Source organism: Polymorphospora sp. A560, assembly GCF_045781765.1.
GTDB classification, from domain to species: Bacteria; Actinomycetota; Actinomycetes; order Mycobacteriales; family Micromonosporaceae; genus Polymorphospora; species Polymorphospora lycopeni.
Window position 1 is genome coordinate 1682137 of the sequence record NZ_CP122282.1, and the last position, 23188, is coordinate 1705324.

The 23188-nt window shown below is 72.4% G+C and carries 18 protein-coding genes; 12 read left to right on the top strand and 6 right to left on the bottom strand.

The window, feature by feature from the left end:
• The 6 genes from QCD66_RS07745 (at position 1) to QCD66_RS07770 (ending at position 8066) form a co-directional block, all read left to right on the top strand.
• Positions 1 to 1071 carry a polyprenyl synthetase family protein gene (locus tag QCD66_RS07745; RefSeq protein ID WP_357539427.1) on the top strand — a complete coding sequence of 357 codons (1071 nt, stop codon included), beginning with the start codon at positions 1 to 3 and terminating at the stop codon, positions 1069 to 1071.
• Positions 1072 to 1498: 427 nt separating this feature from the next.
• Positions 1499 to 2707, top strand: coding sequence for a glycosyltransferase family 4 protein (locus tag QCD66_RS07750; protein ID WP_364209140.1), 1209 nt, complete (start codon positions 1499 to 1501; stop codon positions 2705 to 2707).
• 101 nt (positions 2708 to 2808) lie between these two features.
• Positions 2809 to 4404: an O-antigen ligase family protein gene (locus tag QCD66_RS07755; RefSeq protein ID WP_375736983.1), complete on the top strand. Its 1596-nt coding sequence runs from the start codon at positions 2809 to 2811 to the stop codon at positions 4402 to 4404.
• Positions 4405 to 4433: 29 nt separating this feature from the next.
• Complete coding sequence (locus tag QCD66_RS07760; RefSeq protein ID WP_407567056.1) at positions 4434 to 5609, top strand: Wzz/FepE/Etk N-terminal domain-containing protein; 1176 nt, start codon at positions 4434 to 4436, stop codon at positions 5607 to 5609.
• Positions 5606 to 7147: an oligosaccharide flippase family protein gene (locus QCD66_RS07765; protein WP_375733604.1), complete on the top strand. Its 1542-nt coding sequence runs from the start codon at positions 5606 to 5608 to the stop codon at positions 7145 to 7147. The genes QCD66_RS07760 and QCD66_RS07765 overlap by 4 nt, the downstream gene beginning before the upstream one ends.
• Before the next feature lie 79 nt (positions 7148 to 7226).
• Positions 7227 to 8066, top strand: coding sequence for a sulfotransferase (locus QCD66_RS07770; protein WP_375733605.1), 840 nt, complete (start codon positions 7227 to 7229; stop codon positions 8064 to 8066).
• Positions 8067 to 8100: 34 nt separating this feature from the next.
• Here the strand turns inward: QCD66_RS07770 and QCD66_RS07775 are convergent, their stop codons facing one another.
• Positions 8101 to 9333 carry a helix-turn-helix domain-containing protein gene (locus tag QCD66_RS07775; RefSeq protein WP_364209153.1) on the bottom strand — a complete coding sequence of 411 codons (1233 nt, stop codon included), beginning with the start codon at positions 9331 to 9333 and terminating at the stop codon, positions 8101 to 8103.
• Between the two features lie 205 nt (positions 9334 to 9538).
• Here QCD66_RS07775 and QCD66_RS07780 point away from each other — a divergent pair, with 205 nt between their 5' ends.
• The 4 genes from QCD66_RS07780 to QCD66_RS07795 all read left to right on the top strand — a co-directional run bounded on the left by QCD66_RS07780 (position 9539) and on the right by QCD66_RS07795 (position 13885).
• A complete protein-coding gene (locus QCD66_RS07780; RefSeq protein ID WP_375733606.1) occupies positions 9539 to 10477 on the top strand; it encodes a dihydrodipicolinate synthase family protein in 939 nt (312 codons plus the stop codon).
• Between the two features lie 205 nt (positions 10478 to 10682).
• Positions 10683 to 12731 (top strand): M6 family metalloprotease domain-containing protein, encoded by a 2049-nt coding sequence (locus QCD66_RS07785; RefSeq protein WP_407567057.1) that lies wholly within the window; start codon positions 10683 to 10685, stop codon positions 12729 to 12731.
• Between the two features lie 123 nt (positions 12732 to 12854).
• Positions 12855 to 13316: a hypothetical protein gene (locus tag QCD66_RS07790; RefSeq protein WP_357539409.1), complete on the top strand. Its 462-nt coding sequence runs from the start codon at positions 12855 to 12857 to the stop codon at positions 13314 to 13316.
• Entirely contained in the window at positions 13313 to 13885 is a 573-nt protein-coding gene (locus tag QCD66_RS07795) for a TlpA disulfide reductase family protein (RefSeq protein WP_364209162.1), read from the top strand. The genes QCD66_RS07790 and QCD66_RS07795 overlap by 4 nt, the downstream gene beginning before the upstream one ends.
• A gap of 62 nt (positions 13886 to 13947) precedes the next feature.
• Here QCD66_RS07795 and QCD66_RS07800 read toward each other — a convergent pair whose 3' ends face one another.
• The 5 genes from QCD66_RS07800 to QCD66_RS07820 form a co-directional block, all read right to left on the bottom strand.
• A complete protein-coding gene (locus QCD66_RS07800) occupies positions 13948 to 14814 on the bottom strand; it encodes a helix-turn-helix transcriptional regulator (protein WP_364209165.1) in 867 nt (288 codons plus the stop codon).
• Between the two features lie 438 nt (positions 14815 to 15252).
• Positions 15253 to 17145: a CocE/NonD family hydrolase gene (locus tag QCD66_RS07805; RefSeq protein ID WP_364209168.1), complete on the bottom strand. Its 1893-nt coding sequence runs from the start codon at positions 17143 to 17145 to the stop codon at positions 15253 to 15255.
• 214 nt (positions 17146 to 17359) lie between these two features.
• Positions 17360 to 18844, bottom strand: a complete 1485-nt coding sequence (locus tag QCD66_RS07810) for a hypothetical protein (RefSeq protein ID WP_407567058.1) — start codon at positions 18842 to 18844, stop codon at positions 17360 to 17362.
• Positions 18844 to 19623, bottom strand: a complete 780-nt coding sequence (locus QCD66_RS07815) for a sulfotransferase (protein ID WP_357539404.1) — start codon at positions 19621 to 19623, stop codon at positions 18844 to 18846. The genes QCD66_RS07810 and QCD66_RS07815 overlap by 1 nt, the downstream gene beginning before the upstream one ends.
• On the bottom strand, positions 19620 to 20558 hold the full coding sequence (locus QCD66_RS07820) for a hypothetical protein (protein ID WP_364209174.1): 939 nt from the start codon (positions 20556 to 20558) through the stop codon (positions 19620 to 19622). Before QCD66_RS07820 ends, QCD66_RS07815 begins: the two co-directional genes overlap by 4 nt.
• Positions 20559 to 20873: 315 nt before the next feature.
• On the opposite strand from QCD66_RS07820, the gene QCD66_RS07825 reads away from it, so the two are divergent.
• On the top strand, positions 20874 to 22154 hold the full coding sequence (locus tag QCD66_RS07825; protein ID WP_375733609.1) for a glycosyltransferase: 1281 nt from the start codon (positions 20874 to 20876) through the stop codon (positions 22152 to 22154).
• Complete coding sequence (locus QCD66_RS07830; protein WP_375733610.1) at positions 22151 to 23188, top strand: sulfotransferase; 1038 nt, start codon at positions 22151 to 22153, stop codon at positions 23186 to 23188. The genes QCD66_RS07825 and QCD66_RS07830 overlap by 4 nt, the downstream gene beginning before the upstream one ends.

Here is a 23188-nt window from a genome sequence, read left to right on the forward strand (position 1 = left end):
ATGACGATCGAACTGGTGCGCGACACCGACCTCGACGAGTTGCGGGCCCGCTGCGACCTCGCGCTCGCCGGCTATCTGGACCGGCAGGACGCGGACTGGCCGGACGGCGCACCCCGGGGGGTGTTCGACACCCTGCGCCGTTTCGTGCTGGCCGGTGGCAAGCGGCTGCGGCCGCTGTTCTGCTACTGGGGCTGGCGGGGGGCCGGCGAGCCCGACCGGCCCGAGATCGTGTCGGCGGCGGCCGCGCTGGAACTGTTCCACGCGTTCGCGCTGATCCACGACGACATCATGGACGGCAGCGACCAGCGGCGCGGCGAACCGTCGGTGCACCAGCTCTTCGCCGACCTGCACACCCGGCTGTCGTGGCGGGGCGACCCCGGCGCGTACGGCCGCAGCGCGGCGCTGCTCTGCGGCGACCTCTGCGCCGCGTGGGCGGACCAGATGTTCCACGAGTCGGGGCTGCCCGCCGAGCGGATCCACGACGGGTACGCCGTCTACTGCGCGATGCGGACCGAGGTGATCGCCGGCCAGTACCTGGACCTGGTGTCCGGGGTCGGGGACGGCTCGGTGGCCAGCGCGCTGACGGTGATCCGGATGAAGGCGGCCCGCTACACCGTGACCCGGCCGCTGCAGATCGGGGCGGGGCTGGCCGGCGCCGGCCCCGAACTGCTCGACGCGTACGCCGCGTTCGGCGATCCGCTCGGTGACGCCTTCCAGTTGCGCGACGACGTGCTCGGCGTCTTCGGCGACCCGGCGGTGACCGGAAAGTCCATACTGGATGATCTGCGGGAGGGCAAGCCGACGGTGATGATGGCACTGGCCCGCGACAGCGCCGACCGGGCCCAGGCGGCCCGGCTGCGGGTGCTGTTCGGCAACCCGCAACTGGACGCCGAGGGCGCGGCCGAATTGCGCACGATCATCGTCGAGACGGGCGCGCTGGACCGGATCGAGCAGATGATCAAGGTGTACGGCGACGCCGCGCTCGCGGCCCTCGCCGACGCCCCGGTGGCCGCCGAGGCGCGGGCCGCACTGGCCGCGTTGGCCCACTCCGTGGTCGACCGCCAGCGGTGACGCCGGTGGCCGGGACGGGCGCCCGGCGCGGCCGTGGCCAGGCCGTCGCCGCGGGCTGCTGCGACGGATGTCGGAGCAGGTCAGCGGCGGTTTCCGACACCTGCACAACCCTGATATCGAAGGCTCTGAGCCGCCGTTCGATCGATGTCTCCGGCACTTGGTCACAGGGTGGTGGACTTTCGTCCGGCACGTCTGGCGCAACAACTTGTTCATGACCTAGCGTCCCTGCGCAGGGGACGGTGATCTCGACCGTGGGGACTGCCGCGGTCCTGGCGAAACGCCCCGTTCAAAGGGAGGCACAGTGGTCATCCACGATCTGGGCGCGGCTAATCTCGATCAATACGATCGACATGGCCCCATTTCAAATCTGGATGGCAGGGAATCACCGCTGCGGCCCGTACCGCGCCAGCGGTCCGGTCGCGAGCCGGTGACCCGGCCCGAGCACGAGGCCGGCTGGCGCCCGCTGCGGATCGCGATGATCGGACAGAAGGGCATGCCGGCGACGTACGGCGGGATCGAACGCCACGTCGAGGAGTTGGCGAGCCGCCTGGTCGGCCTCGGCCACGAGGTGACCGTCTACTGCCGGCCGAGCTACGGCTCGGTGCCGATGGACGCCTACCGGGGCGTACGACTGCGCCAGGTCCGCACGATCGCCAGCAAGCACCTCGACGCGATCGTGCACTCGACCACCTCCACCCTCGCCGCCATCGGCGACCGGCCGGACATCGTGCACTACCACGGGCTCGGCCCCGGCCTGGTCGCCCCGCTGCCGCGCTACCTGTCCCGGGCCCGGGTGGTGCTCACCGTGCACGGCCTGGACAACCAGCGGGCGAAATGGGGCCGGCTGGCGCGTACGGTGCTGGACACGGCGCACTGGTTCAGCGGGCACGTACCCAACGAACGGGTCACCGTCTCGCGTGGCCTGGCCGCCCACTACGACACCCACTTCGGCGCCTCCGCCCGCTACATCGCCAACGGGGTGACCGCCGGCCGGCGGCTTCCCGCCCGCCAGATCACCGCCCGTTTCGGACTGACGCCGGACGGTTACCTGCTGCTGGTCGGCCGGCTGGTCCCGGAGAAGGCCGCCGATCTGCTCGTCCGGGCGTTCCGCCGGATCCAGACCGACCTCAAGCTGGCGATCGTCGGCGGCTCGTCGTTCTCCGACGACTTCGTCGCCCGGCTGCGCGCCGAGGCCGACGGCGACCCGCGCGTGGTGTTCACCGGGTTCGCGTACGGCGACCTGCTCGCCGAGCTGTACAGCAACGCCGCCGCCTTCGTGCAGCCGTCCCGGCTGGAAGGGCTGCCGCTGACCCTGCTGGAGGCCGCCTCGTACGACCTGCCGGTCGTCGCCAGCGACATCGCGCCGCACGTCGAGGTGCTCGAACACGACGGACCCGGCCGCCGGCTCTTCGCCGACGGCGACGAGGAGGGCCTGGTCGCCGCGCTGACCCGACTGGTGGCCGACCCGGCGGCCGAACGCGTCGGCGCCCGCGACCTGGGCGACCGGGTACGTGCCGAGTACACCTGGGACGGCGCCGCCCGCGAACTCGAACGGCTGTACCTCGACCTCGCCCGCCCGGTACGCCGCCGGGGCCGCGCGACCCGTTCGGCGGCCGGAGCCGGCACCGCCGGGTGACCCGTTCGAAGTGGGCAGGGTCGGCATATCGGCCCATTATCGGACGCAGCCCGGCCGGGATAGGTTGATTCGGCTTTGGTGGCACGACAGGTGTGGAGCCGATGAACGAGGGCGACCGGCAGGCCCTGCGGGGGGCGCCCGGCGGTGATCCGCCGTCCGGGGCCGCTCCGGCGCGCCCGGCCCTGTCCGGCACCGACCCCGGCCGCGCCGACCGGACGGGCCACCCCGCCCGCGCCGGCCGATCCGGCGACTCCGGTCGTCCCGGGCGGACCGGCACGGTGCTGACCGGGCTCGCCGCGCTGGCCGCCGCGGCGACCGCCGTGGTGGCCGGACTGTCCATGGCCGGCGGCGACCGGATGGGTGTGGTCCTGCCGCTGGCCGCGGTCACCGGGCTGCTGGTGGCGGCGCTCGCGGTCACCCGCTTCGCCGCGTACGTCCTGCTGATGCTCGCCGTCCGCTCCTGCGTCGACCTGTTCAAGCTCAGCGGCCCGACGGCCGGCCGGGCCGGCGGCGGCGAAGCGACCCGGGCGATGGACCCGTCCACCCTGCTCGCGGTCCTCTTCCTGCTCGCCGCCGGGCTCTGGCTCGCCGCCCAGCTTCGCCGTAACGGCCGGCTGCGCGGCTCCCCGCTCGGCCTGGCCATGCTGCTGGTCGGCGCGACCTGCCTCATCAGCGCCCTGGGCGCCGGCCAGCGGACGGCCAGCCTGCTGGAGGCGCTGCGGATCCTGACCGTGGTCGTCATGTTCGTGGTGCTCGAACAGCTCATCCCGGACACCCGGGCGGCCCGCCGGGTGCTGCTCGCCTGCTACGCCTCGCTGGTCCTGGCGCTGGGCTACACCGTGGTCATGTCGCTCGCCGGCCAGCCGCCGTCGGAGGTCAAGGGCAGCTTCACCCGGATCAGCGGGCCGTTCAGCCAGTCGACCACGTTCGGCCGCTACCTGATGTTCCTGGTCATCTTCGGCTTCGGCATCCACCGTTTCCTCGGCCGCCGGTCGCGGGTCGCGCTGACCGTGCTGCTCACCGCCTCGCTCGGCTTCCTGCTGCTGACCAACACCCGCAGCGCCATCCTCGGCGCCGCGATCGGGCTGGTCGTGGTCGCCGTACTGCACCGCAGCCGGAAGATGCTCGTCGGGCTGGTCGTGGTCGCCGTCGCCGGGGTGGCGCTGCTGCCGGCGGTCGGCGAACGGTTCGCCCAGATCACGCAGGCCCGGTCGGTCGGCGGCGGACCGACCGGCAACACGCTGGAATGGCGGGTCGCCTACTGGACCGACATCGTCACGCTGGCCAACCGCAACCCGGTCACCGGCATCGGCCCGAACATGACCCAGCGGGAGACCGCCGAGGCGAAGAAGCCGCACAACGACTTCCTGCGGGCGTACGTCGAGACCGGGGTGCTCGGCCTGCTCGCCTATCTCGCCATGATCGTGCTGATCCTGCACACCGCCCGGCAGGCGCTGCGGCGGGCGCCCCCGGGCAGCCTCGACCGGGGGATCGCGGTCGGCTTCGCCGGCTGCGCCGTGGCGTTCGTCGCGGTGAGCGCCGCGTCCAACGTCATCTCCAACGTGGTCACCCTGTGGTACCTGTTCGCCTTCGCCGCCGCGGCGAGCGCCGTCGCCCGTACCCCGGCGGGTGCCGCGCCGGCCACCGGTCCGGGCGTACCGGCGCTGGCCGGGCGCGGCGGCGCAACGTCAACCTGAGAACGCACATCCGAGTGGGGAGCGCAAGCGTGGAGATCGTCGACTACCTGCGGGTGGCCCGTCGGCGGCTGTGGATCCTGGTCGCCGTACCGGTGGTCGCGACCGGGGCGGCGGCGGCCATCGTGCTGCTCGCCCCGCAGCAGTACGTCGGCACCGCCTACGTCGCGGCGCCCGCGCTCATCGGCGGCAGCGCCGCCCAGCAGTACACCGGTACCCAGGCCGCCAACCAGTTCGTGGCCTCGTTCGCCGCGGCCGCCACCTCGCCCCGGGTCGTCGAGCAGGTCTCGGCCGACACCGGCGTACGGCCGGCGGCCCTGCGCGACGGCATCGCCGTCGACCAGGTCGGCGCGAGCAGCCAGCTCGAGCTGTCCTACACGGCGCCGAACCGGGCGACCGTCGTACCGGTGCTGGAGTCGACCACCCGGCGGGCCCTGACGTTCCTCTTCTCCTCCCAGGTCGCGATCGCCACCCAGCAGGTCGAGGCGGCCCGGGCCGACGTCGCCGCGGCGACGACCGCGATCACCGAGTGGGAGAAGGAGAACAAGGTCTCCCAGCCGGACAAGATCTACCAGTCCACCCTCAACGAGCTGGCCACCCTTCGGCAGCAGCAGCTCTCCATGCAGGCGGTCGGCAACGGCCGGGGGGCCAGCGCGGCCGCGTCGGCCATCGCCGCCGGGCAGAAGCGGCTCGACGAGATCGGCCCGAAGCTGCCGGACTACCAGGCACTGCTGGCCCAGCGGGACGCCGCGACCAGCGCCCTGGCCCGGGCCCGCGAGGCGCTGCAGGGCGCCAACGCCCAGCTCCAGGCCGCCGACCCGGCCCAGGCGACCAGCATCAGCGAGGCCGCCCCGGTGTCGCGGATGCGCGGCCTGGTCGGCACCGCCCTGCCGGTCGGCGCGGCCGGCCTGCTCGTCGCGGTCGTCCTGGTCGCCCTGCTGGAGCTGCTCTCCCGCCAGCGCACCACCCCGGCCCCCGCCGCGGCCACCCCGGCGACCGCTCCCGCCGGCGAACCGGAGGCCGGCGCGCCCCGGCCGGCCACCGGCCGCGTCGCTGGCGGCCCGCTGCGGTCGGTACCGCTCGGCAAGACGGAGGGACCCGCCGTACCCGGCGCCCGCCGGCCGGTCGCCGACGACGACACCGTCACCCTGCCCGCCATCGGCTCGGCCGGCACCACCCCACCGGGCCGGCGCGGACCGAACCGGTGACCGCCGCCCCGGCCGCCCCGGCCGGCACCCCGAACGACCCGGCCGACTCCGGCGACCGGCACATCCGCGGCATCGCCCGGGGCGGCAGCCTCAACCTGGTCGGCGCGCTCCTCAGCCAGGGCGCCGTCTTCCTGATCATGCTGCTGCTGGCCCGTAGTCTCGGCATGACCGAGGTCGGCCGCTACGCCCAGGGCTACGCCATGCTGTCCCTGCTCGGGCTGCTGTCGCTGTCCGGCTTCCGGGCCGGGCTGACCCGCTTCGTCGCCGTACACCTCGCCGACGACGACCCGGCCACCATCCGCGGCACGATCCGGCTCGGGCTGGGCATCTCGGCGGTGTCGTCGACGGTGATCGCCGTCGGGCTCGCCGCCACCGCGCCCTGGCTGGCCCGGATGCTCAACGACCCGGAACTCACCACCCCGCTGCGGCTGGTCGCGCTCACCCTGCCCGCGTTGACCATCTGCGAGGCGGCGCTCGCCGCCACCCGGGGCTGGCGTACGCAGCGGCCGTACACACTGATCGGTCAGATCTACGAGCCGGGCGCCCGGCTGGCGCTCACCGCCCTCGCCCTCGTCCTCGGCGGCGGGGTGATCGGCGCCTTCTGGGCGCTGGTCGGCGCCGCCTGGTCGGCCGCCGCGCTCGCGGTGCTGGCGCTGGCCAGGATGCTGCGCAAGGTGGCGCCCGCCGAACCGGCCTACCGGCCCCGGCAACTGTTCAGCTTCTCCACGGTGAGCTGGGTGTCGTCGCTGTCGTCGACCGGCCTGATCTGGGTCGACACGCTGCTGCTCGGCTTCTTCGGCAGCGACGAGATCGGCGTCTACAACGTCGCGACCCGGCTGGTCACCGTCGCCATCTTCGTGCTCGCGCCGATCAACGCGGCGTTCGGGCCGTACATCGCCTACCTCTACCACCAGGGCCGCCTCGACGACGTACGGCGCAGCTACGGCGCGGTCACCGGCTGGATCGTCCGGCTGTCGCTGCCGGCGTTCGTCGCGCTGCTGGTCTTCCCGACCGACCTGCTGCGCATCTTCGGCGGCGACTTCACCACCGGCGCCGCCGTCACCATGATCCTCGCCGCCGGGCAGCTGGTGAACGCCGCCACCGGCCCGTGCGGCACGCTGCTGAACATGTCGGGCCGGGTGGCCGTCAACATGTACGACAACCTCGCCGCCCTGGTCCTCAACATCGGACTCAACATCTGGCTCATCCCGGCGTACGGCATCGTCGGCGCGGCCGCCTCGTGGGCCGCCTCGCTGGCCGCCGTCAACATCGCCCGGGTGATCCAGGTACGCGGTCTGATCCAGGCCCTGCCGTTCACCACGGGCATGGCGAAGGGGCTGGCCGCCGGGGTGGCCGCCCTGCTGGCCGGGCTCGTCGTGCGGTGGCTGCTGCCCGGCGGCCCGGTCCAGCTCACCGTCGGGCTCGCCGCCGTCGTGGTGACCTACCTCGGGGCGGTTCTCGCCCTCGGGCTCAGCCGGGAGGACGTCATGGTGCTGCGTACCCTGATCCGCCGCCGCCGTAGGGAGGCCACCGCGTGAGTTCCTCGCGATCTTGCAGATATCTCCCCCTTATGTCCACTTTGTCGGGCGACAGGTGCAAGATCGCGGGAGGAGGGGCGTGACGGCGCGGCGCGGCGTCGTGGACCTGGCGCGGCGGGGGGTGCGGGGGGCGCGGGCGTACGCGCGGGCGGCGGTGCCCGGTGCGGTCGGCGCGCTGCCCGACTTCCTCGTCATCGGCGGCCAGCGCTGCGGCACCACCTCGCTCTACCACTACCTCGCCGCACACCCGCGAATCCGCACCGGCACCGGCAAGGAGCTGCAGTACTTCACCCTGCACCACCGGCGCGGCACCCGCTGGTACCGGGCCCACTTCCCGCGCACCGGCCCCGGCGAGCACACCTTCGAGGCCAGCCCCTACTACCTCTTCCACCCGGAGGTGCCGGCCCGGGTCGCCGCGGCCCTGCCCGAAGCCCGGTTCGTCGCCCTGCTGCGCGACCCGGTCGAGCGGGCCTACTCGCACTACCTGCACACCCGCTCGTACGGCGCCGAGCCGCTGGACTTCGCCGCCGCACTGGCCGCCGAGCCGGACCGGCTGGCGGCGGCGCTGCGCGCCGGCCCGGACAGCCGTACGGCGCACGCCGCGCTGCGCAACCACTCGTACGCCGCCCGGGGCCGCTACGCCGAACAGCTCGAACGGTGGTTCGCGGCGGTGCCCCGCGAACGGGTGCTGGTGCTGCGCAGCGAGGACCTCTACGCCGAGCCGGCCCGCGTCTACGCCGACGTGCTGCGGTTCCTCGACCTCGACCCGTACACGCCGGACGGGTTCGCCCGGCACACCCGCCGTGTCGACCGTGGCGAGTCCGGCCTCACCGACGCGGTCCGCGCCGAGCTGGCCGGGCACTTCGCGCCGCACAACGCCCGACTCGCCGACCTCCTCGGCTGGTCGTCGACCTGGTGACCGGCGGCCAGACCGGCGGCCACCAGGTGTGACGTCAGCGGGCCGGCTGGTAGTCGCCGGTCAGCCGGCCGAGCTTCAACGCCAGGTGCAGGCAGAGCCGCTCGTTGCCGTCCTTCAGGTCGGTCTCGGCGAGCTGCTCCACCCGCTGCAGCCGGTAGTAGAGCGTGGTGCGGTGCAGCCGGAGCCGCTCCGCCGTGGCGTGCGCGTTGCCGGCCAGGTCCAGATAGGCCTCCAGGGTCTCCAGCAGCACCTGGTTGGTCTCGTCGCGCAGCAGCCGCTCCAGGCCGGGATGCACCCCGCCGACGTCCAGGTGCTGGTCGCCGAGGCGGGTCAGCACCCGGTAGATCCCCAGGTTGGACCAGGCGACGACCCGGCCCAGCGCGGAGAGCTGCACACCGACGCGGGCCGACTGCAACGCCTCGTCGTACGAGCCGAGCCCTTCGGCCAGCTCGTCGTAGGTCTGTCCGATGCCGACGACCGTACGGGTGATCGAGGCCAGCCCCCGGGTGGTGTTCTGCAACGCCTCGTCGAGGTGGGTGGCGGCGGCCTCCGGCGCGGGGCGGCCGGCACCGTTCGCCCCGCACATCAGCAGCACGCCGTGGTCGTGCCGGATCAGGTGCAGGGCGGCCCGGGTGCCGATCCACCGGCGGGTGTGCACCAGCGCCTGTTCCAGGGCGATCCGGCCGACCTCGTCGGGCGGCTGCCCGCCCGGGGTGACCAGGTGGGCCACCAGGGCGGTGGTCGGCCCGTCGGCGGCGATCACGCCCTCCTCCAGCAGCGCCCGTACGGCGTGGGCGCGTGACGTGGGCGCGTCGACGAGCAGCGTCCGGGCCGCCTCGGTCTCCCGCTGCGAGGCGAGCTCGCCGAGCAGGTTCTCCCGGTAGAGCGCCAGCGACAGGTCGGCGGTCGCCTCGCTGGCCAGTTTGATGTCGTCGTCGGTCATCGTGCCCTCGGCGTCGATGAACCACACGAAGCCCAACAGCAGGTCGTCGTGGCAGATCGGCAGGCAGACCCGGGGGAGCAGGTCGAGTTCCGGGCAGGCCGGGGTACGGACCGGGGTCCGGGACTGGAGCACGCCGGCCTGCCGGAACCAGGCGATCACCTCCGGCGTCGTCTGCCGCCGCAGGATCGAGGCCCGGCGTACGGTGTCCATCGGCTCGGCGTGTTCGCTGTAGACCACCACCCGCTGGCGCCGGTCCTCGATCAGCGCCGGCCGGCCGACGCGCGCGGCGAGTCCGTCGACGATGGTTTGCAGCTCGGCCAGCATCCAGCTCCCCGCGTTCGTGCCAAGTTCAGACGTTTAACATTTCGCTGATCTTGTCCCGGCGCAAGTCCTCGACCCGACAGAAGTTCTGTCCGGCCCGCTGTGTCTCTCAGCATCTGTCCGATGACCGGTGTGACAGCAGTCTCTACCGTTCGGCGTACCTGACGGTGTCCGGCCGGCCAGGACTGGACCGCGCGGGAGGAATGGGATGACCGGTGCGACCGGGGTGGCCGACGTGGACGGCATCGACGGCGTGGACGGCGACCGGCCGTGGCGCGGTGTCGTGGCGGCCCTCGTTACGCCGTTCACCGCCGACCTGCGGGTCGACTTCGACCGGCTCCAGGAGCACGTGCGGTGGCTGGCCACCGAGGGCTGCGACGGGTTCGCCGTGGCCGGTCCGCCGGGGGAGTACCAGACCCTGACCGACGGGGAACGCGCCGACGTGCTGCGTGCCGTCGTGGCGGCGGCGCCGCCCGACCGGTCGGTGCTCGCCAACGTCAGCGGGTACGGCAGCCACCAGTCGGCGCACTGGGCGGAGCAGGCGGCCCGGGCCGGCGCGGACGCGGTGCTGGCACTGCCGCCGACCGGCTACCGGGCCCGCCCGGCGGAGGTCGTCGCCCACTACCGCGAGATCGCGGCCGCCGGGTTGCCGGTGGTGGCGTACAACGACCCCGGCGAGACCGCGGTCGACCTGACCCCGGAGCTGATGGCCACCGTCGCCGAGATCGACGGGCTGGCCGCGGTGCAGGAGGCGAGCGGGGACGTACGGCGGTTGCACCGCATCCGGGTGCTCTGCCCGCACGTCGACGTGCTGGCCGGCGTTGACGACCTGGTCCGCGAACTCGTGGTCTTCGGGGCCGCCGGCTGGATCGGCGGGCTGCCCAACGCCCTGCCCCGCCAGACGGTCTGCCTCTACCGCCGCTTCGCCGGTGGCGACCCGGCCGGCGCCGCGGCCCTCTACGCCACGCTGTATCCCCTGCTGAGCTGGAACTCGCGGCCGGAGTCGGTGCAGGCGCTGAAGTGCACGATGGAGATCGCCGGCCGGTACGGGGGACCGTGCCGTCCGCCGCGGGTGCCGTTGCCGGCAGTGGACGCGAACCGGCTGCGCCGGGACGTCGAGCGGGCCCTGGCCGCCGTCGCCGACTGATCCATGACCGCCGCTACGGAAGCCGGGAGGCTGGTCAGCGGGCTGTGAACAAGCTCCTTCAGGTGTCGGAAGTCCTCCGTTCACCTGCCGACATCTGCACGGTGACGGGCGTGTCGCCTGCCTCATAGATTCCCGGCACGGCGCGCGTTTCAGCTCTTGACCCCCAAGGTCGCGCGCCGTTCCACCCTCAACGAGAGGTGACTTGATGCACCTTGTCAACGCCAAGCGACCGCGCGTGCGACGGTCGGTGATGGTTGCCGCGGTGGCCACCGCGCTGGTCGCCTCCGTGGCGACCGCGCCGGCCGCCGCCGCGCCGGGGAACCCGGCCGGCAGCAACGCGCCGTTCGGGGTAATCGATCCGCAGAACTGGCAGAACCCAGATGCCATGACGTGGAACGACTACAGGGCGATCCCGAACACCAACTGGGCCGACCCGAACGTTCGGGGCTCGGTCCGTAACTTCAACATCGCGCTGGTGACACTGGACTACGTGGACCAGCCGTTCGTGATCACGCAGCGGGCCCGGTCGTCGATCTTCGGCAACCCGCAGTCGACCGCCGCCAACATCCCGCGCGACCAGGTGGCGACGTTCTACAAGGACTTCCTGAACACGCCGAACACCCTGAACAAGGGCCACACGCTGCACGAGTACTGGATGGAGGACTCGGGCGGCCGCTACGGCGTGGACCTGACCTCGTTCGGTCCGTACACGCTGCCGCACAAGTCGTACCACTACGGTATCGACAACAGCATGAACCCGGGCATGTGCCCGAGCGGGGAGACCTGCAGCCGGAACATCCGTACCGACGGCCTGGGCCTCTGGCGCGCGGCCATCGGTGAGGAGGCCGCCAGCCAGTTCGAGCTGATCTTCATCCTCGGCGCGGGCCAGGACGAGTCGGCGACCTGGCAGGAATTCGGCGAGATGATGTTCCAGACCAAGGAGGACGTGCCGGACGCGTGGGGCCCGCCGGACCCCAACATGCCGAACTACGCGCGTACCCGGTACGTCGAGTGGACCTCGTGGAAGGCGGCGGCCGGAATCTGGCCGAACGCCGGCGGCGGCTCCTCGACCCAGGCCGAGAGCTCCGGCATGGGTGTCTACGCCCACGAGCTGAGCCACCTGCTCACCATCGGTGACAACTACAACAACCCGTACGGCACGCCGCTGCGCCGGGCGTACACCGGCATCTGGAGCATGATGTCGCGCGGGTCGTTCAACGGTCCGGGCGGTCCGCACACCCGCTGGCAGATCCCGCCGGTCAACGGTGGCTCGATGGGCTCGCTGCACACGCTGCGCGACAAGATGAAGATCGGTCTGATCGGCGAGGAGAACGTGCTGCGGCTGTCCCGTGAGGCTCTGGCCTCTTCGGGCCTCGTGGTCGCCGAGATCACCGCGCGTGCCGTCCAGGCCGGCCCCAATGGCCTGACCGGTATCAACATCGCGATGAACAAGGACCTGTCGCCGGCCTGCACCGTCGCCACGAACCTGCACTGCGACGGCGGCAACTTCAACAACTACACCGTCGAGGTCGTCGACCGGATGGGTGCCGACTCGTTCACCCCGGACGCCGGTGTGCTGCTCAGCAAGACCAAGAACCAGGACAGCGCGCCGTTCCAGTGGGTCATCGACGCGAACCCGCAGGACATCGACATGATCGACTTCTACAAGCCGGACGGCACCCCGCAGAAGATCACCATGGGTGACTACCGGCAGCTGTCGGACGCGCTGTTCCACGCCGGCACCAACTCCGGCAGCGAGTTCGAGTACGTCGACGAGGCGAACCGGCTGCACTTCTTCGTCCTCGACCTCAAGCGCGACAAGGACGGCGTGCTGAAGTACACGGTCGCGGTGAAGTCGCTGGACGGCACCGGTGGTCCGAGCACCCACGGTGTCAACCTGTCCAAGGGCACCGTCACCACCCCGAACAGCAAGCCCACCAACCGCGGTGTGACCTGCTCGTTCGACCTGACCAACACCGGTAGCTGGTCGGCCGGTGGCCAGGCCCACCCGGAGAACGTCAACGCCTACACCAAGTCCGACGTCTACCGCCTGTCGGCGGAGGTCGCCGGTCGCGGCTGGCGCGTCTCCCTGCCGAACGAGCTGGCGACCGCCAAGTTCGGCCAGTCCACCACGGTGAACGTGTCGGTCGGTGCCGCTGCCAACGCGGCGGACACCGGGTTCGTGAAGCTCACCGCCACCTCGGTGAGCGACCCGACCAAGACCCTCACCAAGCAGTGCCGGGTCGAGAAGTGATCTGACCCAGCGCGGCAACTGGGGGTCTCCGGTGGCGCACCACCACCGGAGACCCCCTCCCATTCCGAGGGCAGACTGTTCAGGGCGATCGGGCCGTCCGATCCGTTCGATCCGGGAGGATCAATGACTCGACAGCACCGCGGCCGCCGGCTGGCGGCCACGCTGCTCCCGCTGCTGCTGGCCGGTGGCGTCACCGCCGGCTGCACCGGATCGGATCCGGCGGAGGACGGCGACCCGATGACCATCCGCCTGCTCGTCCGGGAGTTCAACCTGCGCGAGATCGGGGTGGACTGCGCCGGCAGCGGCGCCTACCTGTTCGTGCACCGCACCGCGCCGTACCGCCTCGTCGACGGCGACGGCGCGGAACTCGCCAGCGGGGAGCTGCCGACCGGCACCTCCATCGCGGCGTTCGAGGAAGACCTGGAGGTACCCCGGGTGCCCACGTTCTGCGAGTTCGCCGTACCGGTCACCGTGCCCAAGCGGGACGCGTACCAGCTCGTCATCGACGACCGGCCGCCGATCGCCCTGACGACCGACCGGGACAACCCCGAGGGCGGCCCGTCCCTGGTGGCGGTGATCCCGTGAGGAAGAGGCTGCTGCCCGCGATCCTGGTCGCCGCCGCCCTCGCCCTGGGCGCCTGCACCGGCGGCGACGACACCCCCGACAAGGTGGCCGGAGGAGCGCACACGCTGCCCGGCCCCGCCCCGGCCGGACTCGCCCTGAAGCCGCCGGCCACCGAGGCGCCCACCGCACCCCGCTTCTCGGCCACCCTCACCGACGGCACCGACATCGACGTGAGCACCCTGTGGGCCGACCGGCCCGTCGTGCTCACCTTCTTCAGCTCGTGGTGCACCATCTGCGCCGACCGGCAGGACGCGATGAGCGAACTGGCCCGCACCTACCAGGACCGGGTGGTGTTCCTCGGCGTGGCCGGCGAGGACGAGGCCGACCCGCTCGACGAATACCTGCGCACCCACAAGGTCGAATACCCGGTCGTGCTGGACGATTCGATGAACGTCTGGCGGGCGTACGCGGTGCGCGAACCTCCCGCCGTCATCATCCTCAGCAAGGACGGCCGGCTGCTGCGCGGATGGCCCGGCGGCATCGACGCCGCCGCCCTCGACACGCAGCTCAAGGAGCACGTCCTCGGCTGAACCCGCCGCCCGCCCGCGACCGGTCGTCCACGACGGACAGCCGGTCGCGGGCGGTCGCCGTCTCAGGACCGGTCACCGACCATCGCGGCGATCAGTTTCAGCGACTCGGCCGGGTCGAGCGCGGCCGCGCAGAGCTGGTCGTACGCGTGCGCGAACCGCTGGCTGCGCGGCGCCTCCAGGTAGAACCGGCCGGCGAGGTTCTCCAGGTAGGCCACCTCCGGGTAGGGGTCCGGCATCTCGAACAGGGTGAACGCGCCGAACGTCCGGGGGCGCAGGTTGGCGTCCGGCGGCAGCACCCGGATCTCGACGTCCCGCTCGCGGGCCAGCCGGCCCAGGTGGACGAGCTGCTCGCGCAGCAGGCCGGCGTCGCCGAACGACCGTCGCAGCACCGCGTCGTCGATCACGACCGACACCCGAACCCGGCCCTCCTGGACCACCCGTTGCCGCTCCATCCGCTTGTCGACGAAGCGGGCGACCCGCTCGGAAGGCACCCGCGGGCCTTCGACCAGGCGGACCGACGCCTCGGCGTACGCGCGGGTCTGCAGCAACACGTGCAGCATCGCGGCGTCGAAGAGGCGGATCTCGGTGGCGTTCTCCTCCAGCCACAGGTAGTCGACGAACGTGCTGTCGTAGACCGCGTCGGAGAAGTCGACGTCCCACTGGTCGCTGCGCCAGGTCTCGGTGCAGAGCTGCCGCAGCCGGGCCCGGTCCTGGGCGTCGAAGACGCCGTACAGGTCGAGCAGGGCGACCACGTCGTCGTGCTTGAAGGGCAGCTCGGCCCGTTCGAACCGGCCGAGCGAGCTGTAGTCGTACCGCAGGTAGCTCGCGGCCTCCTGCAGGGTCATTCCGCGCTCGACGCGCAGGTCCCGCAACTGGATGCCCAGCCACTGGGCACGCAGGGTCTTCTTCACGGGCTCTTTGAACGGCATGTCAACCTCTCCGCGCTACGAAACACAATCGGTGCCGTTGTTCCAAACGTTCATCGCCTGGAATCTGGCCATCGCGGTTTCGGTGCGTTCCGCCGTGACGGGCGGAGTGTGCGGAGAACGGGCCCGGGGGCGAACCGGGGAAAACGAATGGGCATGCATTGTTTAGCACGAGGGGTGAGCCGCTGGCGAGTTCGCGTACGGGTGAATCGGTGCCCCGACTCAAATCGTTGTTCGTCCGGCGGAGCCGCCGTTCGCATTTCGAGTAAGGGAGCCAAAATGCTCCCGGTGATCCGGCGGAATGCGGGGCGGAAAGGGACCGGCCCCCGGGAGGACGCGTCAGGTCGTCTCCCGGGGGCCGCGCCGCGGGCTGGCACTGGCCCGCGACGTGCTTTGCATGGGTCCGGGCGCCAGGGAGGTCTCCGGCGCCCGGACCCGGTATCAGAGCCCCGCGGCGTGGGCCGCGGCCGTACCGCCCACGATGGGCAGGACGATCCGGCTGGTCTTCAGCGCCAGGTCGATGTTCGCCCGGTTCTGGTCAGCCTGGCTGGAGTACTGCGGGTAGCTGCCGACCACGATCACGCCGATCCGGTGGCCCGGCTTGAAGACGTAGTCCTCCGGCAGCAGCGGGAAGTCGTAGTTGTACGCCTGTCCCGGCACCAGCGGCACCGCGTTGCGGATCGACTGGCGGTTCTTGGCGTCGTGGACGCCCTTGGTGACCAGCTCCTGGTCGGCGGTCCAGACCCGGGTCTGCGTGTGCTTGTAGCAGGCGTCGTCGACGGCGCTGCTCTCGCCCCAGCAGTCCTCGGTGGTCAGGGTGATGATGCCGTCGTTGCCACCACGGTGGTGGACCCGCTCGTCGGTGCCGTAGTCGACCAGGATCACGCCGAAGTGGGTGCTGGTCTTGTCGGCGGTGGCCCGGATCTTCAGCCGCGGCGTGCCGGAGATGTGCAGCGGCGCGGTCAGCGGCTCGGACAGGAACGCCAGCTTGTTCGGGCTGGGCACGTCCGGGGTGTTGATCATGGCGTTCTGGCTCTGCGTCGGGCTGTCCTGCCAGGACAGCGTCGTCGGCTTCGCCACCGGCACCAGGCCGAGGCCGCCGGCACCGCCGGTGCCCGGCTGGAAGAACACCTCGGTCTCGTTCATGCCCGGGACCGGCCAGTCGGCGTACGTCGCGAACACGTTGGCGGAGCGCTCCACGTCGGCCCGCGGCTCGTCCATGATGCCGTTCTGGATGTCGTAGAGCCAGAAGTCGAACCAGCGGTGCAGGGTCGACACCCACTCGGCCCGGCGGAAGTCGAACGGGTCGATGTGCCCGGTCTGGTTCAGCCACAGCTTGCGCGGGATGTCGTACTCGGTCAGCGCGTACCAGTACTTGCTGAAGTGGTCGGCGCGGACGTTGTCGTCGTTGGTGCCGTGGATGAGGAACACGCTGGCGGTCTGGTTCTTGACCTTCTTGACGTAGCTGCGCTCGTTCCAGAAGGCGGTGTAGTCGCCGTGCTCGTCGCCGTCCTCGATGGCCAGCCGGTCGCGGACCGGCTTGCAGTACTCCCGGCGCTCCGGGTTGGTGACCGTGTTCGCCAGCGACGACGGGTAGTTGTTGCCCCGAGTGATCACACCGTTGCTGCGGGTGTAGTCGTAGTACTCCGACGGGCCGCCGATCGGCACGATCGTGGTCAGGCCCTTGACGCCGGTGACGGCGGTGGCCATCGCCAGCGAGCCGTCGTACGACTTGCCGATCATGCCGGACTTGCCGTTGTGCCAGTCCGCCTTGACGACCTCACCGGCGGCGTTGCGGGCGGTGGCCCGGCCGTTGAGCCAGTTGATCGCCTGCTTCGCGCTGAGGTTGTCCTCGTTGGCGTTGGTCGTGGGGCAGCCGGTGGAGTTACCGGTGCCGACCATGTCGAGCAGGATCACCGCGTAGCCGCGCGGCACGAAGTAGTTGTCGTACCACAGCGGCCACTTGTCGAGCAGCCCGTCGCCGTCCAGGTCGACCTTGCGCTCGGACTCGTTGCCCCGGCCCAGGGTGGTGTAGTACGGGCTGGCGTCCATGATGACGGGCACCTTGAGCCCGTCCTCGGTCGCCTTCGGACGCATCACGTCGAACGCGATGATGTCCCGCAGCCCGTCGCCGTCGCTGTCGAAGGTGGAATCGATGAAGAGCCGTTCCCGGATCGCGTCGCCGTAGCCGAAGACGGGCTGGGTGACCCCGTCTGCGACGACGATCTCCGGCGTGTCCACGGCGAGCGCGTTCGGCGCCGCGCCGAGTACGGCGAGCGCGGTCGTGGCGACCGCCGCCACGCCCACCCGCCATGATCTATGTGTCCGACCCATGCGCACTCCTTGAGGTCCCGAGGTGCGTGCAGGTTATGGGCCGGTTCGCCGATCGAACCATATGCACTTGTCGGAACCTGCCCAGGCAGGTCTTCGACGTGGCGCGGAGGCGGTCGGGGGTCGTCGTGTGGGTAACGCGTGGGCAACTCGCCGGTAATGTGCGACGGCCGGCCCGCGGGTGCGGGCCGGCCGTCGTGGCGCGGGTCGTCGTGGATCAGCGCAGGGTGGCGAGGATCTGTTCGGCCGTCCGGTCACCCTGGACGATGATCGGATTGTCCGAGATGGAAGTATCGGTGGCATCTGTGGCGGTCGCGCCGGCCGGGCCGGCCCGCAGCCCCGGCGTCGCCGGCAGGCTGGCCGACGTTCCGGCCGGCGACCAGAGGACCAGCGTGGTCGCCCCGGCCCGCTCGAACGCCACCCCGGTCACCGCGTCCCGGCTCACGGCGGTGACGGTCGCGCCCCGCGAGGCGGCCACCAGGACCTCCATGATCCGGCCGGCCTCCCGCTCGGCGCCGTCCGGGTCGAGCAACCCGTACCGCACCTCGGAGCCGGCCCGGTTGTTCGGGTTGTAGGCCAGCGGCAGCCACATCACCTGCCGGATCCCGCCGGCCAGCAGCGCGGTCACCACCTTGGTCATCTCACCGGCCCGGCTGGCCGCGTCACCGTCGCCGTCGCGCCAGAACTGGCCGACCTCCCACGCCTCCATCGGCACCCCGGCCGGATTCTCGGCGCGCAGGTAGTCGAGCAGCGCCGGCACCCCGTCCGGATGCTCGTAGTAGTGCACCTGGCGGACCTGGACCACGCCCTCGTCGAGCAGCCGCTCGGTGGCGGCCAGGAACGCGACGTTGCGGGCGTTGGCCTCGTTGGCCAGCGCCCGGTCCAGGCTGGCCACATCGCGCACCTCGGGGATCTTCTGGCCCCGGGTGCCGATCCGGCGGGCGAAGTACGCCCCGTACGCGCGGATCGCCGCGTCGGTGTCACCGGCCTTGACCAGCCGGTCGACCACCCCGAACCCGTACGCGACACTGCTGATGCCCGAGTCGACCACCCTCGCCTGCGGGGCGGCCGCGTGGATCGCCTCGGCGGCGGCCCGCACCAGCGTGGCGTAGTCCTCCGGCGTGCCCGACCAGTACTGCGGCGCGTTGACCTCGTTCTCCACCGCGAACTGCGTCACCCCGTACGGCGTGTAGCGCTCCACGACCGAGCGGACGAAAGCCTGGTAGGTGGCCATGTCGAGCGGCATCGCCGACTCGGTCTTGTTGGCCTGGCCACGGGTGTGCTGGGCGGTGCCGCCGGTCGCCCAGCAGACCCCGGTGCGGATCTTCAGGTTGAGCGTGATGCCCAGGTCGCGGCTGCGCTGCGCCACCCGGTCGACCGCGGCCCAGTCCACCTGCCCCTTGGTCTTCTCCATCGCGCACCAGGTCAGCTCGTGATAGGTCGCCGAGCCGGAGATCTTGCGCAGGTAGGGCGTGAACTGGTCGTAGCGCGACCAGTCCCAGTGCGCCCCGAACGGGTTGGTGCCCTCCGGCACCACCAGCGGCGGCCCGCCGGACGGGGCCGGGGCGCTGCCGGTCGGCTCCGGGCCGGGCGGCGGCGCCGGATCCGGCTCGTCGGCCGTACACGCCACCGAGGCCGCCAGCACGACCGCGACCAGCCCGGCGACCAGGGCCGACCGCCGCCGGTTCGCCCGCGCCCGCATCACCGGTACCCCAGCTCACGCAGTGTGGACCGGGAGAAGACGAAGACCAGCAGCCGCAGCAGCGGGTCCAGTTCCCGGCGGTACGTGCCCACCCGCGAGCCGTAGATCGGCGCGTCGGTCTTCGCCGCCGCCCGCCGCCGGTCCGCCTCCACCGTGTACTTCGCGGCCACGTCGTGCTGCTTGTCGCCGTACTCCAGCACGTCGGGTTCCCACGGCTCGCCGAGGAACTCGAACAGCGCCCGCATCGTCTTCTCCGGCTCGTTGACCGCGTCCTCGTAGCGCAGTTCGTGGTAGCGGTCGGCCGGCAGTTCCCGGCCGGCGGCGCGGGCGGTGTGGATGTAACGCGGCCACTTCACGACGCACTTCACCGCCGACCAGTAGCCGAACCGCTTGCGGTGCGACACCACCACGTCGCGGCCGTCGCGGATCACGTGCACGATCTGCGCGTCCGGGAAGACCTTCGTGACGAACGGCAGCGACATCGCGTACAGCGGGGTCTTGTCCGCCCAGCGGGCCTTGCCCCGCCCGGCGGCGTAGTCGTGGTGGATGCCGCCGAAGAAGTCGGCGATCCGGCGCAGCCAGTCGTCCTGGGAGAAGCCGAAGCGGGCCAGCCGCTCCCAGTCCCGGCCGACGACGCGTTCGAGGTCGGTCAGGAACCGGGTCTCCGGGCCGCAACTGATACGCGAGTGCGAATCGAGCACCAGCCGCAGCATCGTGGTGCCCGACCGCTGGCAGCCGACCAGGAAGATCGGCGCGGTGGACGGGGTCGGCTCGGTCACGTAGCGCCTCCAGTTTTCGCCGCCACGGGGCCGCCCGCCGCGACCAGGCGTTCGGTCAGCCGGTCGCACAGGTCGCGCACCCGGGGGTCGATCGGTAGCCGGTCGCGACGCGGGGTCCGCCGCTCGACGTGGGCGGACAGCGCCGGCCGGTACGGGAAGTCGAGGAAGTCGCACAGCCGGCGGATCTGGCCGGCCGGATCGGTGACCAGCGCGTCGTAGCCGCACAGCAGCACGTCGGCGCGGGTGTGCAGGCCGAGCCGGAAGAACAGGTCGTTGCGGACGTACCAGAACAGGGCGGCGGCGGTGTGCGGGTCCATCCGCGCGTGGTCGAACCCGTGGATCAGCTCGTACGTCGTTGCGTCCAGCCGCTGCCCCTGCCAGCGCCCGCCGATGGTGCCGTCGGCGATGGCCCGCAGCGCCCGCAGGTTGGCGTCGCCGAACTTGGCGACCTCGGAACGGGCCCGGTCGTCGACGTCGCGCCACATCCACAGCGCCCGGCCCGGGGCGAGCCCGGGCAGGGCCAGCAACTCGTCCACCCGGTGCGTCTCGCACAGCGGCTTGACCAGCACGTACGCGTGCCGGCTGCGGCGGACCACGGCGGTCAGCACCTCGTCCGCGCGCAACTGGAAGCGGTGGAAGACCCGCCGGTCGTTCTCGTTGCGGACCTCGAACTCCGGCGCGTTGTCGAGGCCGCGGACCAGCATGTTCGTGCCGGAGCGTTGCAGTCCGACGAGGTAGACCGGCACCGCCGTGCCGGGCGCCACCCGGTGCCGCAGCCGCCAGCGGGCCTTGCCCAGGCCGGTGCGCAGCCGTTCGACCGGGTTGAGCCGGTCCTCCTCGACGAGCCGGCCGATGCCCTCGGTCCGCGCCCAGCGGACATGCCGGGCGATCCGCCGCGCCGTGTATGCCAGCGCCGAGGGTTCGTCGTCGGCCACCGCTCCTCCTCCGCCGTCGGATGCCGCCTCCGCCGGATGCCCTCTCCGCCGTCCGTCGGTCGCCTCCGCCGCCGGTGCCACCAGCCCCGACAGCCGGTCCGGGCGAGGTCGGGCCGTGCCAGGCTATACACACGATCCGGCCACAGGCCAGGCCACGGAACTAACGGGCATTCAGGGATCATCCGTTCAGTCAGTTGAAGATCATGAACTGGACTGGCCGGGCGGCCCTGTCTAGCGTGAGGCTCCACAGTCGGCGCCCGGACCGGCGCCCACGCGCCGGACGGCCCCCGTCCGCCGGTCGAGCTGAGCAGGTCAATGCGCGTCCTCCACGTCAACAAGTTCCTCTACCGCCGCGGCGGCGCCGAGGGCTACCTGCTCGACGTCGCCGACCTCCAGCGCGCGGCCGGCGACGAGGTCGCGTACTTCGGCATGCGGCACCCGGACAACGAGCCGGGACTGCCGTACGAGCGGCACTTCCCGCCGTACCTGGAACTGGACCCGGCACCGCGCGGGCTGCGCCCGCGGACCGCCGCCGCGGCCCGGATGGTCTGGTCGCCCGCCAGCCGGCGCGGGCTGGCCCGGGTCATCGACGACTTCCGGCCCGACGTCGTGCACCTGCACAACATCTACCACCAGCTCTCCCCGTCGGTCCTCGCCGCGGCCCGGTCGGCCGGCGTGCCGTGCGTGCTGACCATGCACGACTACAAGCTGGCCTGCCCCAGCTACCAGTTGCTCGACCGGGGCGGGATCTGCGACGCCTGCGTCACCGGCGGTCCGCTGACCGCCGCCCGCCGGCGCTGCAAGGACGGCTCGCTGGCGGCCAGCGGCCTGCTCGCCGTCGAGTCGTGGCTGCACCGTCGGCTCCGGGCCTACGACCCGGTGGCGGCCTTCGTCAGCCCGAGCCGGTTCCTCGCCGACGTGATGCGCCGGGCCGGGGTGTATCCCGACCGGCTGCGGGTGGTCAACCACTTCGTCGACCTGACCGGCCTGCCGGCCAAGTCGACCCCGGGCGGGGGAGTCGTCTACGCCGGCCGGCTCGCCGCCGAGAAGGGGGTCGACACCCTGGTCGAGGCGGCCGCCGCGCTGCCGCCGGGCGTCCCGGTCGACGTCGCCGGCGACGGGCCGGTCCGCCCGATGCTGGAGGAACTGGCCCGCCGGGTCGCCCCCGGCCGGGTCAGGTTCCACGGCCGGCTCGACAAGGCCCGGCTGCACGAGCTGGTCCGCGCCGCCGGGGTGGTCGCGGTCCCGTCGCGCTGGCACGAGAACCAGCCGCTGTCGGTGCTGGAGGCGTTCGCCTGCGGCGTACCGGTGGTCGGCACCGACCTCGGCGGCCTGCCCGAGCTGGTCGAACCGGGCGTCGACGGTGAGATCGTGCCGGCCGACGATCCCGCGGCCCTGGCCGCCGCCCTGACCTCGGTCCTCGCCGACCCCGACCGGGCGCTGGCGATGGGGCGGGCCGGCCGGCAGCGCATCGAACGTGACTTCCCGCCGGCGGCGCACCTGCGCCGGTTGCGTGAGATCTACGCCGGGGCGGCCGGGAGCCCGGCCGGCGCCGGCCGGGCGGCCACCGCGCCGGCCGGCGGAGGTGGCCGGTGAGCCCGGTCCGGGTGCTCTACCTCGCCGGCAGCGGGCGCAGCGGCAGCACCCTGGTCACCACCGTGCTCGGCCAGCTCGACGGCTGCTTCGCCGCCGGCGAGCTGCGCTACCTGTGGCAGCGCGGGATCCTCGACAACCGGCCGTGCGGTTGCGGGGCACCGTTCGCCGAGTGCCCGCTGTGGACGAGGGTGGTGGCCGCACTGCCGGCGGCCGACGCCGGCCGGATCGCCGCCGGGCTGCGTACCCGGCTGCGGATGCGCGGGCTGCCCGGCCTGCTGCGCCGGCACCGCGCGGGTCGTACCGCCGTACCGGCGCATCCCGACGACGTGGTGCTCGCCGCGCTCTACACCGCGCTCGCCGAGGCGGTCGGTCCCGCCGGGCCGGCCGGGCCGGTGATCGTCGACTCGTCGAAGCTGCCGCCGTACGGGGCACTGCTCGACGGCCTGCCCGGCATCGACCTGCGGGTCCTGCACGTCGTACGCGACCCGCGGGCGACCGCCTTCTCGTGGCGGCGGCGGCGGAGCCTGGACGGGGTGCCCGGGGACCGGCTGATGAGCCGCCCGCCGGTGTGGAAGGCGGCCCTGCTCTGGTCGGTGTGGAACGCGGCGACGCTGCGGCTGTGGGGGCGCCGGGCACCGGACCGCTACCTGCGGGTGCGCTACGAGGACTTCGTCGCCGACCCGGCCGGCACCACCGCCCGCATCGCCGGGTTCGCCGGGCTCGACGCCGGCGAGCTGCCGTTCACCGGCCCCGGCGAGGTACGCCTCGCCGCCACCCACTCGGTCGCCGGCAACCCGTCGCGGCACCGGACCGGGCCGGTGCCGATCACCGACGACACCGAATGGATCACCGGGCTGTCCCGGCCCGGCTACCTGGTGGCCAGCGCGGTGACCGCACCGCTGCTGCGCCGGTTCGGCTATCCGCTGCGCCGGCCCGACCGTCCGGCGGCCGGCGACCGGACGGCCCGGACGGCCGGCGACCGCCCGGCGGCCGACCTCGCCGGCGGGCGCCGGTCCGACGACGGGGAGGGCTGA